The organism is Rathayibacter sp. AY2B9 (assembly GCF_002931595.1).
In the GTDB taxonomy this organism is placed as follows: Bacteria; Actinomycetota; Actinomycetes; order Actinomycetales; family Microbacteriaceae; genus Rathayibacter.
Genome location: NZ_PSUB01000005.1, coordinates 20,842 through 33,618, shown reverse-complemented (window position 1 = coordinate 33,618; position 12,777 = coordinate 20,842). Strand labels below are relative to the sequence as shown.

Here is a 12,777-nt window from a genome sequence, read left to right as displayed (position 1 = left end):
GAGGACCGCTGTCGCGGGCCTTCGACGGCATCGGCGGGACAGCGCGTGGCGGCGGGCCGGCCGGGCACGAGCCGCCTACCCTGGAAACCATGGCCAGATCCCATCTCACTCTAGCCGCGCTGGCCACCTCGGCCGTCGAGGGCCTCGACGTCCGCTCCGCGCGCCCCTTCACCTCCTCGACGCACGGCGACTTCGACTCCGCCCTGCTGACGACGCGCGAGGGCGCCCGCCTCGTCGTGCGCGTGCCCACGTCCGCGCTCGCGGAGCAGGAGCAGCTCGGCGACCTCGTCGCGCTCCGGGCGCTGACCGCCGGCATCCGCAGCCGCCTGCCCTTCGATCTGCAGGAGAGCGTCGGGCAGACGCCGTTCGACGGCACCCGCGCGGTCGTCTACGAGTACCTCGAGGGAGATCGCGTCCTCATCGACGACGTGGCCGCGCAGAGCGGGCTCGCGGACTCGATCGGCCGGGCCGTCGGGGCGATCCACTCGCTCCCGGTGTCGTTCGTCCAGGAGGCGGGCCTGCCGATCGCGACCGCGCGCGACAGCGTGAACGAGACGGTCGCGGTGATCGAGCGCGCGGCCGACACCGGCCACGTCCCGGCGGCGCTCGTCGCGCGCTGGGAGTCGGCCTCCTCCGACGAGGCGCTCTGGCAGTTCGACCCGACCGTGGTGAACGGCTCGATGACCGCCGACTCCTTCCTCCGCTCGGGCGACGTCGTCGCGGCCGTGCTCGGCTGGGCGGCGCTGCGGGTCGGCGACCCGGCGCGCGACCTGCACTGGCTGCTGAGCGCCCCGGGCTCGGAGACGGCGCTCTCCGCCTACTCCCGGATGCGCGCGGGAGCAGTGGACCGCACGATCCGCCAGCGCGCCCAGCTCTACGCCGAACTCGAACTCGCCCGCTGGCTGCTGCACGGCACCGAGACCGACGACTCCGCCATCGTGGACGACGCGGTCGCCATGCTCGACACGCTGGTCGACAGCGTGCTCGGCGACCTCTCCGCGCCCCTCTCGACCGACACCGGCCCGGTGCTGGAGGTCTCGGAGGTCGAGGAGCTGCTCAACCGCACGCCGGGAGCCCGCACGGGCTCCTCCGCTCACGGCCGCGGGCTCGCTCCCGTCGCCGAGGAGAGCGACTCCGCGAGCTCGCGCTCGGAGTAGAACCGCTCGGGCCGCAGCACGAGGTCGTCGGCGACGAAGTAGAACACGGCGTCGACGCTCTCGAGCGGCACCCCCCGCCAGCGCGAGTAGGCGAGCCGGTACAGCGCGAGCTGGAACTGCTTGAGCTCGAGGTCGGCGGCGTCCTTCGGCGCCCGCCCGGTCTTCCAGTCGACGATCTGCACGCCGTCCTCCGTCGGGTACACCGCGTCGAGCTTGCAGACGACGACGTGGCCGGCGAGCTGGAGGTGGATCTCGATCTCGACCGCCTCCGGGCGCCGGTCGGCCCACTCCGAGCGCTCGAAGGTGGCGATCAGGGCGTCGAGCCGCTCCTGCTCGACGCTCGCGGGGCCGGCGTCGTCGAGCTCGTCGGAGAAGGTGTCGACCGCCTCCGCCCCGCCCTGGACGCCGAAGCGGTTCTCGACCCAGGAGTGGAAAGTCGTGCCGAGCCGGGTCTGCCGGTAGGGGCGCTCCGGCATCGGCCGGCGCAGCTGCGCCGCGACCTCGTCCGGCGTGCTGACGATGTCCTTGAACCGGGAGGCGGGGATGCGGGTGGGCAGCGGCGTGCGCTCGCCCCCGGCCAGCCGCACCGCCCGCTCGGCGAGCAGCAGGCGGATGTCGTCGCCGCGCGCTCCGAGCAGAGCGGGCTCGGCGCTGCGGACCCGGGCGGCGGCGGCGCGGACCCGGTCGCCGCGGGAGCCGAGCGGATCGTGGGGCCAGCGGAACGTGCGCGGGGCCCGCTCGAGCGGGTTCTCCTCGTTCGCGGGCTCGGTCGGCAGCGGCGCGATCGTGCCGGCCTCCTCGAGGTCGCGGAGGAAGACGCCCGGTCCGCGCGGCTTGGCCTGGCCGGCCCACCACGAGCCGCTGAGCAGGAGGTGGTGACGCGCCCGCGTGACGGCCACGTAGGCGAGACGCCGCTCCTCCGCCTCGTTGCGCTCGCGGAGGGTGTCGCCGAACGCTCCGATCGCGTCGACGACCTCCTTCTGCGTGCTGCAGCCGCGCCAGGCGAGATCGGGGAGCTCGGCGGCGTCGCCGCGGAACGCGTAGGGCATCGCGCCCAGTCTGACCCACCCGCGGAAGCCCTCGACCGGCGTGCCGGGGAGCTCGCCGTCGACCATCCGCGGGACGGCGACGAGGTCCCACTCCAGACCCTTGGAGCCGTGGATCGTCAGCAGCTGCACCGTCCCCGGTTCCGGGTCCTCCGGTCGCGGGGCCAGGCCGTCGCGCTTGTCCGCGAGGACGAGCCAGCGGAGGAATCCGCGGAGGGAGGAGCCGGTGCCGGCGCCGCGGTCGTCCGTCTGCAGGTACCCGGCCACCGCCTCCCGGAAGGCCTCGAGGTTGGCGCGGCCGTCCCCGCGCGACTCGTTCGCCTCGACCTCGATGTCCAGGCCCAGCTCCTGCTCGACCAGGGTGACGAAGTCGAGGAGGTCGAGCCCGGCCCGGGCGCGCAGCCGGGCGAACAGGGCGCCCGCCTCGTGCAGGCGCCGCAGGCCCTCGGCGCTGAACCCGCCGAGCGCGGAGTGGTCGATCCGCCCGTCGTCGCCGGGGCGGCGCGCCGCGATGAAGTCGAGGGCCTCGACGATCGAGCCGCCCTCGCCCTCGGTGACGGACGCGCGCATCCGCTCGCGCACCTCCTCCGGGAGCAGCCGGTGCGCGTGGTCGCGCGCCGCTAGCCACGAGGCGAGGTCGCGCAGCGCCTTGAGGTCGCGGACGCCCAGACGCCAGCGGGCGCCGGCCAGGAGGCGGACGAGCTCGCTGCCGGCGGCCGGGTCCTCGACCACGGTGAGCGCGGCGACCAGGTCGGCGATCTCGGGCTGCCGCAGCAGGCCCCCGATGCCGAGGATGTGGTACCGGACGCTGTGCTTCGCCAGCGCGGCGGCGAAGCGGTCCATGTGCGCGCGCACCCGGAAGAGCACCGCGGCCGACGGCGGCTCGGCGTTCTCGCGCAGGCGCCCGGCGAACCAGGCGGCGACGTCGTCCGCCTCCTCCTCGATCGTCTCGGGGAAGGTGAGCTCGACCGGGTGCTCGGAGGCCTGAGGACCCGCGCTCAGCGTGTCGACCGCGACCGCGCTCCCCGCCGACAGCGGCTCCACGATCGCGTTCGCGGCGGTCAGCACGCGGCGGCCGTTGCGCCAGCTCGTGCTGAGGGAGAAGCGGCCCGCTCCCCCGAAATCGGTGCCGAAGCGGCCGAGCCCCTCGGCGCTCGCACCGCGCCAGCCGTAGATCGACTGGTGCGGGTCGCCCACGGCCATCACTCCCTGCCCGGCGAAGAGCCGCGAGAGGAGGCGGGTCTGCAGCACGGAGGTGTCCTGGTACTCGTCGAGGAGCACCACCCGGTACCTCGCGCGGTGCTCGTCCACGATCCGCGGCACCCGGTCGACGATCCGCAGCGCGAGGGCCACCTGGTCCGAGAACTCGACGAAGCCGCGCTCGGCCTTCGCCTCCTGGAACCGCTCGGCGAGCGCCGTCAGCACCGGCAGCGCGCCCACGGCCTGCAGCGCCTTCTCGAGCTCGCGGTAGAGCCCCGAGCCGCTGCCTCCGCGCGGCAGCTCGCCCAGGCGGAGGAAGTCCTCGGCGAACGCGGCGACCGCGGCCGGATCGGCGAGGTTGTCGGCGAGGTCGTGCGCGAGCGAGACGACGAGGTCGGTCAGCCGGTCGATGCCTGCCTCCACCTCGAGGATGCGCGGATCGGCCGTGTCGGCCACGACTCCCCGCGCGAGATGCCAGGCGGAGGCCTCGGAGAGCACGGTCGCATCCCCCTCGCGGCCGATCAGGGCCGCGTTGTCGCGGAAGATCGTGTTCGCGAAGGCGTTGTAGGTCGAGACGGTGGCGGCCTCGAACGGGTCGGGCGCCGACTGCCCGGGCGCGAGCGGGAGCAGGCCCGCCGCGCCGAGCTGGTCGATCCTCCGCCCGATGCGCTCGCCGAGCTCGGCCGCCGCCTTGCGGGTGAAGGTGAGGCCGAGCACCTCCGACGGCGCCGCGTGGCCGTTCGCGAGGAGCCAGAGGACGCGGTTGGCCATCGTCTCGGTCTTGCCGCTGCCGGCACCGGCGACCACGAGGGCCGGCTCGAGCGGCGCCTCGATGACGGCGCGCTGCTCGGCGGTGGGCGGGCGCAGGTCGAGGCGCTCGGCGATGGTCAGGGCGTCGATCACGGAAGCTCCTCCTCGGAGACGGCGGAGGGGTCGGGGTCGGCGGGGCCGGAAGGATCGGCCGGCGCATCGGGACCCGGCTCCTCGGAGTCCTCCAGGTCCTCTGTCTCGTCGACCTCGTCGATCGCCAGGAGGCCGTCCCCCGGGACCTCGGGCACCGCGTGGATGCGGTACCGCAGGGCATCGCCGGGGGAGAACGGGGTCGCGTCGAGCAGGCCCGAGAAGCCCGCCGCCGCCATGCCCAGGGCCGCGGCGCGGACGCGATCGCGCAGCCGCTCCAGCTCCTCCTCGCCGAAGCGCTCCTGGACCACCTCGCGGTACGGCTTCCCACGCACGCCCGTCGCCACGAAGAGCAGCTTCGCGCCTCCCCCGTCGGCCGGGTCGGCCGCCTCGATCGCCCCTTCGGCGACGGCGAGCTGATAGCTGCCCAGCTGCGCGTGCTCGGCGATGTCGTCCTTGCGGGGGGTGCTGCGGCCCGTCTTGAGATCGACGATCGTGACGGAGCCGTCGGCCGCGCGCTCGACGCGGTCGATCGAGCCCCGCACCCGGGCGGGCGGGACGTCGAGCTCGAACTGCTGCTCGCGGCCGAGCACCACGCCTCCCCCGCGCTCGAAGTCGGCGAGGTAGCCCGCGAGGCCGTCGATCAGCCGCCGTGTGACGCGCTTCTGCCGCTCCCCCAGCCAGGGCGACTCGAAGACCAGCTCGGGCCACCGCGACTCGAGAGCCGCCCACAGCTCCTGCGGATCGGGCCGCTCGGCGTTCTCGAGGACCCAGTGCACGAGGGTGCCGACCCCCATCGCCGTGCTCGTCGTGGAGCCGGAGACGGCGTCGACGAACCAGTCCAGAGGGGACCGCTCGAAGGCCTCGAGGCGGCTCGGCGAGACGGAGACGGGACGCTCGGGGTCGCCGACGTCGAAGAGCGGCTCCGTGGTCGAGGGCTCGAGCACCCCTGACCAGGAGGAGGGGTCGGCGCCCGGGACCTCCGCGAGCGCCAGGGCGCTGAGCCCTCGGATGGCGGCGGGAGCCTCGGTCGAGTCCGGTGTGGTGGCGGTCCGGCGCAGCGCCGCCACCGCCCCGCGCAGCGTGAGCGGCACTGCGGAGGCCGGATCGAGCCGCGGCGCGTCCGGCGGAGTGAGCCGGAAGAAGAGGGAGGGCGTCTCGTCCTCGCCCGCGACGGCGCTGAGCACCAGCTGCCGCCGAGCGCGCGAGGCGGCCAGTACGAACATCCGGAGCTCGTCGTCGAGAGTGGCCTTGCGGGCGTCGAGCGGCAGTCCGCCCTCGCCGCGGGCGTGCCGCAGCAGGCCGTCCGGATCGAGCAGCGAGCCGCGCTGGCGGAGGTTGGGCCAGACGCCGTCCTGCAGTCGCGCCACCACCACGACGTCGAACTCGAGGCCGACGACGGAGGAGGGCGTGCCGATCAGGACCGCGTCCTCGACGGAGCGCGGAGCGAGCGTGTCCTCGGGGACCTCCGCCTCGAGGATCTCGGTGACGAAGCCGACCGCGGAGTGCCCGGTCGCCCGCTCCACGAACCGGCGCGCGGCGCTGAAGAGGGCGACCACGCCGTCGAGGTTGCGGTTGGCCTCGGCGGCGGTCAGGCCGGTGCCGAGGGCGAGCTCGCGCCAGGAGGACGCGACGCGGCTGGACTCCCACGCCGACCACAGGAGCTCCTCGATCGAGCCCCCCTCCTCGTGCAGGCGGCGGACCCGGTCGATCGTCACGGCCAGCCGCTCGGCCTGCCGGGCGGGAGCGGAGTCGATGGTCGCGAATCGGCCGGGCGCTGCGAGGGCCTCGACCAGCAGCGGGTCGCTCGCGCGGATGCCGCCGCCGGCCAGCTCCTCCGCCCGGAGCGCGAGCCGGAGCCTGCGGAGCCCCAGCCGGTCGACCCCGCCGAACGGGCCGAGCAGCAGCTCCGCCGCGAGCTCCGCGTCGAGGGGCCGCTCGCCGATCGCGACGCCGACCAGCACGAGCAGCGCCCGGGCCGCGTGATCGTCGCGCAGCGCCCGTCCGGCGAGCACGGAGCGGGTCGGCACCTCCGCCACCGCGAGCGCCTTCACCAGCGGCTGGACCGCGGCTCCGGAGCGGACGACGACCGCCATCCGCCGCCACGCCACTCCGTCGCGCAGCCGCCGCTCGCGCAGCAGCCGCGCCACCGTCGCCGCCTCGCGCGCCGCCGTCGGGGCGTGCAGCACCAGGACGGGTGCCGGGCCCGCGTCGGGGGCCGGAGCCGCGACCGCCGCCCGCTGCCGGCCGGCCGCCGCGGTGCCGATCCGCTCGGTGGCCGCCGACACGACCGCCCGCAGCGCGGCCGAGTGGCGGTGCACCCGAGCGAGCACCAGCGTCTCGACGTCGGACGCGCCGATGCTCGCGGCGAACCGGCCGAGCGTGTCGGAGGCCGCGCCGCGGTAGGCGCTGGTCGCCACGTCCGGGTCGCCCAGCGCGATCACGGTCACCCCGCGCTCCGTCAGCGCCCGCAGCAGCACGAGCGTCGACTCGCTCGCCTCCTGGAGGTCGTCGACGACGACGAGGCGCAGCGCGTCGATCCGCTCGCCGCCCTCGCCGGCGCGGATCGCCTCGGCGGCGTAGGCCGCGAACTCCGCCGCGTCCAGACGGGTGCCCGCCTGGGGCGCCATCCACTCGACCACCTCGCGCAGCTCGTCGAGCACGTCGGCCGCCGCGCTCCACTCGCCGCGCTCCGCGTCGACCCCGAGGGCGCGGATCGCGTCCGAGTCGAGCCCGTGCTCGGTCGCCCGCATCCCGAACTCGCGGAGCTCGGTCCGGAAGGTCCGCAGCCGCAGCACCTCGGGGCTGAACTCCTCCGGCCACCGCGGGCCGGTCCCCTCCTCGAGGTGGCCCTCGACGAGCTCCGAGAGGAGGGCGTCCTGCTCGCCGCCGGTCAGGAGGGTCGGCCGCTCGAGGCCGCGCTCCTTGGCGGAGGAGGTGACCGCCTCGAACGCGAGCGAGGTCGCGGTCCGGGCGAGCGGGCCCCGGGTCGGCACTCCCAGCCGCAGGGCGAGCACGTCGCGCAGGGCGGTGGCGGCGGTGCGGCTGGCCGCGAGCACCACGACCGACTCGGGCGGGTACCCCCGCTCGAGGACGCGCTCGGCGACCAGCTCGACGACCGTCGTGGTCTTGCCCGTCCCCGGCGCCCCGAGCACGGCGGCGCTGCGGCCCTCGGGCAGCGCGAGCACCGCGCGCTGGGAGTCGTCCAGCACGACCGCGGGCTCGCCCGGGAACGCCTCGCCGAAGGAGGCTGCGGTGGAGGGAGCGGGGGTCGCGGGAGCGGTCACACGACCACGGTAGCCACCGGGTCCGACACTCCCGCCCGTCCCCGCCGGGAGCCCCGGCCGCCCACTCCGCTCACCGCGAAACCGGCGCGGTCGTCCGAGCGCGGTCCCGTATCCTGACACCCTCGTCCCCTCCCGAAAGGCACTGCTGGTGGAAATCCGTATTGGAATGGTCAACACCCCGCGCGAGCTCAACTTCGAGTCGTCGATGTCCGTGACCGAGGTCGAGAAGACGGTGACCACCGCTCTCGAGGCCGGCACCGCCGTCCTCCGCCTCCGCGACGAGAAGGGCAAGATCTACATCGTCCCGACCGCCACCATCGCCTTCGTCGAGGTCGGCTCCGAGGAGTCGCGCCGCGTCGGCTTCGTCGCCTAGAGCGTCCCGGGCGGACACGTCGTGGAGCTCCTCTTCATCACCCTGTTCGGGGTCCTGATCGGTCTCGCCGCGCGCTACGGGCTGCCGCACCGGCACCTGCACGGCTCCGTGCTGGTCCCGGCGATCGGCGGCCTCGTCGCCGCAGTCGTCTGGGTCGCACTGACCTGGGCGGGCCTGCCGTGGGACGGCGGCCTGATCTGGGTCCTGTCCCTCGTCGCGACCGCCGTGGTCGTCGTCCCGGTCGGCCTCGCGCTCGGGCGCAGCCGCGCCCGCCGCGACGAGGCCTCCCTGCAGGCGATGCTCTCGGGACGCGTCGCCCCCTGATCCGAGCCGGAGGCGCGGGAGTCCTCGGACTTCTGCGCCTCCGTCATTCCGGATTCCGGGGCAGTGCGACGCCGGGAACCGTCAGGCCGTGAGCCCCAGCGCGTCCATCCGGCGCGTGTGCGAGGCGATGAGCTCGGTGAACACCGGCTCGATCCGCGACTCGTCGGAGTCGTGGTTGCCCGACCCCATCAGCGCGGAGCGCGCCACGAGGAGGGTGTCGCCCACCAGGCGGCGGCCCCAGACGGCCAGGCGCGAGCCCAGGCGCTCGTCCGCGGCGATCTCGCGGCGGAGGATCGCGATCACGCCGTCGACGCCCGTGTCCGCGCCGAGCGTCTGCGCGATGCGCGGCCCCACGTCGGTGGGCAGCCCGCCGGTGAGGCGGATGAAGAAGTCGTCGAGCAGGCCCGCCGTGATGTACGCCGAGAGCAGCGTCTCGTGGAGGTCCGCACCGCGGGTGAGCCGCTCGAAGGTGTCGATCGCGGGGCGGAACGGAGTCATGGCCTCGCCGGGCTCCACGTCGCGGCGGCGCAGCTCGGCGACGACCGCGTGGTGCTTCGCGAGCGCCGTGCCGGCGGCGGAGGAGATGGCCTCCTTGTCCGCGAGGTCGTCGGTCTCGGCGACGGCGCGCGCCAGCACCTCGAACACCGCGAGCTGGAGGTAGGCGACCTGGCCGAGGTAGGGCAGCACCTCGGGGGTGAGGTCGGCGAGGTCGACGCGGTCGCGCTTCTGGCTCGACTCCCCGCGGGGCGTCAGGCGGGGCACCTCGAGCAGGGGACGTCGACGTCGGAACCAGGCAGCCATTTCCTCAGCATAGGGCGCCGGAGGAGCGGGGTTCCGGGGCCGGCGGGGCCGGGAGCAGTAGACTCGCCGGGATGTCACCGGCGCTGGATCGGTGACCCTGCGCCCGGAGTCGTACAGGGGCGTAGACCGTTCGACACGACAGGCGCTTCACTCCGTGACTTTCTCCGATCTGAACATCGACGACGACATCGTCGCCGCACTCGCCGCCAAGGGCATCCTCGAGCCGTTCCCCATCCAGGAGCAGACGATCCCCCTGGCCCTGCAGAAGCAGGACATCATCGGCCAGGCCAAGACCGGCACCGGCAAGACCTTCGGCTTCGGCCTCCCCCTCATCCAGGCCCTCGGCACCGACCCGGAGCCGGGCGTCAAGGCGCTCATCGTCGTCCCGACCCGCGAGCTCGCCGTGCAGGTCACCGAGGACATCGAGCTGGCCGCCTCCAACCGGCCGACCAAGATCGTCTCGATCTACGGCGGCAAGGCCTACGAGGGCCAGATCGAGCAGCTGAAGGCCGGCGCGCAGATCGTCGTCGGCACCCCCGGCCGCCTCCTGGACCTCGCCGGGCAGCGCCTGCTCTCGCTCGCCAACGTGCAGGTGATGGTCCTCGACGAGGCCGACAAGATGCTCGACCTGGGCTTCCTCTCGGACATCGAGAAGCTGTTCGCGCAGACGCCGCCCACCCGCCACACCATGCTCTTCTCGGCGACGATGCCGGGCGCGATCGTCGCGCTCGCGCGCCGCTTCATGAACAAGCCCATCCACATCCGCGCGACCGACCCCGACGAGGGCATCACGCAGGCGAACATCAAGCACATCGTCTACCGGGCGCACTCGCTCGACAAGGACGAGGTCATCGCGCGCATCCTGCAGTCCGAGGGCCGCGGCAAGACCGTCATCTTCACCCGCACGAAGCGCGCCGCGGCCCGCATCGTCGAGGAGCTCAACGACCGCGGCTTCAACGCGGCGGCCGTGCACGGAGACCTCAACCAGGAGCAGCGCGAGCGCGCGATGGCGGCGTTCAAGGCAGGCAAGAAGGACATCCTGATCGCCACCGACGTCGCCGCGCGCGGCATCGACGTGAACGACGTCACCCACGTGATCAACCACACGATCCCGGACGACGACCAGACCTACCTGCACCGCGTCGGCCGCACCGGGCGCGCGGGCAAGACCGGCATCGCGGTGACCTTCGTCGACTGGGAGGACCTGCACAAGTGGGCCCTCATCAACCGGGCGCTGGAGTTCGGCCAGCCCGACCCGGTCGAGACCTACTCGTCGTCGCCGCACCTCTACACCGACCTCGACATCCCCGCGGGGACCAAGGGACGGCTGAAGCCGACCCCGATCCCCGCCGAGGCGAAGGCCGACGCGCGCCCGGACCGGGGCGAGCGCTCCGACCGCGGCGAGCGCTCCGAGCGGGGCGACCGGCCGTCGCGTCGCCGCACCCGCTCCGACTCCGCCGACTCGACCGCTCCGCAGCAGACCGGCCCCGCTCCCTCGAGCGAGAGCAAGGAGCACCACGACGGCAACAGCGAGCCGCGCCGCCGCACCCGGTCGCGCCGCCGCTCGCCGCGCCCCGACGCGCAGGCCTGAGCCTCCGCGCCCCGAGCCCGTCCCCCCGCGATCCGTCGCGGGAGGGCGGGCTCCCGGCGTCTCAGCGGCTCTCCCGCGACTCAGCGGTGTCCCCACGCGACTCAGCGGCTCTCCGCCCCTCAGCGGTCACGGTGATCCGGCGGCTCTCCGCCTGTCAGCGGCTCTCCGCGACTCAGCGGGCGGAGGAGCGGATCGCGTCGACGGTCGCGCGCGCGGTCGTGTTCTCGCCCAGGCGGTTGGGCTTGCCCGTGCCGTGGTAGTCGCTCGAGCCCGTGGTGACGAGCGAGTACTGCTCGGCGAGCTCGCGCAGGCGGCGCTTGCCGTCGGCCGTGTTCTCGCGGTGCTCGACCTCGAGGCCGAACAGGCCGACGTCGACGAGCTGCGGGAGGATCGACTCGACCGCGATCCCGCGGGCGCTCGCGGCCGGGTGCGCGATGACCGGGACCCCGCCCGCCGCGCGGACCAGGCGCACGGCGTCGACCGGGTCGGGCGCGTAGTGCGGGCGGTAGTAGCCGCCGCGCCAGTCGAGGATCCCCGCGAAGGCCGCGGAGCGGTCGGTGGCCAGGCCGCGGGCGACGAGCGCGTCGGCGATGTGCGGACGCCCGATGGTCGTGCCCGGGCTGGTCTGGGCGAGGACGTCGTCCCAGGTGAGGTCGTAGTCGGCCGCGATCGCGGTGACGATCGCCTCCGCGCGGTGCGTGCGGGCCGAGCGGATGCGCGCGGTCTCGGCCACGAGCCCCGGATCCGCCGGATCGACGAGGTACGCGAGGACGTGGACGCTGGCCCAGCCGACGCGGGAGGAGAGCTCCATGCCGGGCAGCAGGTCGATGCCCGCCTCCTCGGCCGCGGCGAGCGCCTCGGCCCAGCCGCCGGTCGTGTCGTGGTCGGTGAGCGCCACTCCGGCGAGCCCGGCCGCGGCCGCGGCCCTCACCAGCACGGCCGGAGCCTCGGTGCCGTCGGAGACGACGGAGTGGGTGTGGAGGTCGTAACGGCCCCCGTCGACATGCATGCGCTCATCGTAGACGCGCCGCCTGCGAGCCCTCCGATGCCCTAGTAGCCTGGGCGGCGATGGGGACGAGACTGGTGAAGACCGCGGTGGCGGTGATCGTGGCGATCGCTCTGCTGGTGGTCGCGGCGCCCGGCTTCTTCGGGATCGCCCGGGAGGCCCCCTTCGCCCAGCTGGTGCCGTTCCGGCTCGCGACGGGCGCGGCGGCCGTCGGGCTCGCCGCTGTCCTGGTCGTGATCGCGGTCCTCGTCGCTCCGGTCAGGCGCCTCGCGCTGGCCCTCGCGGCGCTCGGCGTCGTCTTCGCGCTCGTGCTCGCGGGAGTGCAGGGAGCGCGGGGCTACGACTCCGCCGCTCCGCGCGCCCACCGCCTCGCCGACGTGCGCCTCGCGACCTGGAACGTGCTGCACGACGGCGTGCCCGTCGACACGATCGCCTCGCTCGCCCGGGAGAGCGCGGTCGACGGCATCGCCCTCCTCGAGGTCTCGCAGACGCACGCGCAGGACGTCGTGAACGCGCTCAGCGCCCAGGGGATGTCGATGACCCTCCACTACGCCGGGTCGGGCGCCGACGACGGGGCGGCCCTGCTGCTCTCCCCCTCGCTCGGCGGCTACAGCGTCGACACCGCCGCGGTCGTCACCGGATCGACACCGTCCCTCGTCGCACGCCCCGACACTCCCGAGCGCCCCGTCCTCGCCGCGGTGCACACCATGGCGCCGATCCCCTCGCGCCTCGCGGAGTGGCGGAGCGATCTGCTCTCGGTCTCCGCGCTCTGCTCCGCGGAGGAGGACGTCGTGGTCCTCGGCGATCTGAACTCCACGGTCGACCACTGGACCGGGCTGCCGGGCTCGGCCGCGCTGGGCGGCTGCCGCGACGCGGGGACCGTCGCGGGCGGCGCCGCCCTGGGCACCTGGCCGTCCTCGGTCCCGTCCGCGCTCGGCGCCCCGATCGACCACGTCCTCTTCTCGGGACGCTGGGATGTCTCGGGCTACCAGGTCGTCGACGACCGCGACGACGCCGGGAGCGACCACCGGCCGCTGGTCGTCCAGCTCTCGGTTCGCGGGATGGTGAAGGACGCGTCCTGACGCTCCTCCC

9 protein-coding genes are annotated in these 12,777 nt (G+C 74.6%); 5 read left to right on the top strand and 4 right to left on the bottom strand.

Annotated features, from left to right (window positions below; translation table 11 throughout):
* The first annotated feature begins 89 nt into the window (after nt 1–89).
* The gene (locus C5C25_RS06455; RefSeq protein WP_104224838.1) at nt 90–1,157 is read left to right on the top strand and encodes a phosphotransferase; all 1,068 of its coding nucleotides are present in this window, start codon (nt 90–92) and stop codon (nt 1,155–1,157) included.
* Here C5C25_RS06455 and C5C25_RS06450 read toward each other — a convergent pair.
* Both C5C25_RS06450 and C5C25_RS06445 read right to left on the bottom strand, forming a co-directional pair.
* On the bottom strand, nt 1,094–4,306 hold the full coding sequence (locus C5C25_RS06450; RefSeq protein ID WP_104250118.1) for an ATP-dependent DNA helicase: 3,213 nt from the start codon (nt 4,304–4,306) through the stop codon (nt 1,094–1,096). The genes C5C25_RS06455 and C5C25_RS06450 overlap by 64 nt on opposite strands.
* Nucleotides 4,303–7,590 (bottom strand): ATP-dependent DNA helicase, encoded by a 3,288-nt coding sequence (locus C5C25_RS06445; protein ID WP_104250117.1) that lies wholly within the window; start codon nt 7,588–7,590, stop codon nt 4,303–4,305. Before C5C25_RS06445 ends, C5C25_RS06450 begins: the two co-directional genes overlap by 4 nt.
* A 148-nt stretch (nt 7,591–7,738) precedes the next feature.
* On the opposite strand from C5C25_RS06445, the gene C5C25_RS06440 reads away from it, so the two are divergent.
* Together C5C25_RS06440 and C5C25_RS06435 are read left to right on the top strand one after the other, a co-directional pair.
* Nucleotides 7,739–7,963: a DUF3107 domain-containing protein gene (locus tag C5C25_RS06440; RefSeq protein ID WP_104224841.1), complete on the top strand. Its 225-nt coding sequence runs from the start codon at nt 7,739–7,741 to the stop codon at nt 7,961–7,963.
* A gap of 21 nt (nt 7,964–7,984) precedes the next feature.
* The gene (locus C5C25_RS06435; protein WP_104224842.1) at nt 7,985–8,287 is read left to right on the top strand and encodes a hypothetical protein; all 303 of its coding nucleotides are present in this window, start codon (nt 7,985–7,987) and stop codon (nt 8,285–8,287) included.
* Nucleotides 8,288–8,368: 81 nt separating this feature from the next.
* Here C5C25_RS06435 and C5C25_RS06430 read toward each other — a convergent pair whose 3' ends face one another.
* Complete coding sequence (locus tag C5C25_RS06430; protein ID WP_104224843.1) at nt 8,369–9,088, bottom strand: ferritin-like fold-containing protein; 720 nt, start codon at nt 9,086–9,088, stop codon at nt 8,369–8,371.
* Between the two features lie 154 nt (nt 9,089–9,242).
* Here C5C25_RS06430 and C5C25_RS06425 point away from each other — a divergent pair, with 154 nt between their 5' ends.
* Entirely contained in the window at nt 9,243–10,679 is a 1,437-nt protein-coding gene (locus C5C25_RS06425) for a DEAD/DEAH box helicase (protein ID WP_104250116.1), read from the top strand.
* A 172-nt stretch (nt 10,680–10,851) separates the two neighbouring features.
* Here the strand turns inward: C5C25_RS06425 and C5C25_RS06420 are convergent, their stop codons facing one another.
* On the bottom strand, nt 10,852–11,688 hold the full coding sequence (locus C5C25_RS06420; RefSeq protein WP_104250115.1) for a PHP domain-containing protein: 837 nt from the start codon (nt 11,686–11,688) through the stop codon (nt 10,852–10,854).
* Between the two features lie 59 nt (nt 11,689–11,747).
* On the opposite strand from C5C25_RS06420, the gene C5C25_RS06415 reads away from it, so the two are divergent.
* The gene (locus tag C5C25_RS06415) at nt 11,748–12,767 is read left to right on the top strand and encodes an endonuclease/exonuclease/phosphatase family protein (RefSeq protein ID WP_146079445.1); all 1,020 of its coding nucleotides are present in this window, start codon (nt 11,748–11,750) and stop codon (nt 12,765–12,767) included.
* Nucleotides 12,768–12,777 lie beyond the last annotated feature (10 nt).

Coding starts and splice junctions, on each gene's coding strand:
- C5C25_RS06415 (WP_146079445.1), top strand. CDS start 11,748: ATGGGGACGAGACTGGTGAAGACCGCGGTGGCGGTGATCGTGGCGATC.
- C5C25_RS06420 (WP_104250115.1), bottom strand. CDS start 11,688: ATGCATGTCGACGGGGGCCGTTACGACCTCCACACCCACTCCGTCGTC.
- C5C25_RS06455 (WP_104224838.1), top strand. CDS start 90: ATGGCCAGATCCCATCTCACTCTAGCCGCGCTGGCCACCTCGGCCGTC.
- C5C25_RS06430 (WP_104224843.1), bottom strand. CDS start 9,088: ATGGCTGCCTGGTTCCGACGTCGACGTCCCCTGCTCGAGGTGCCCCGC.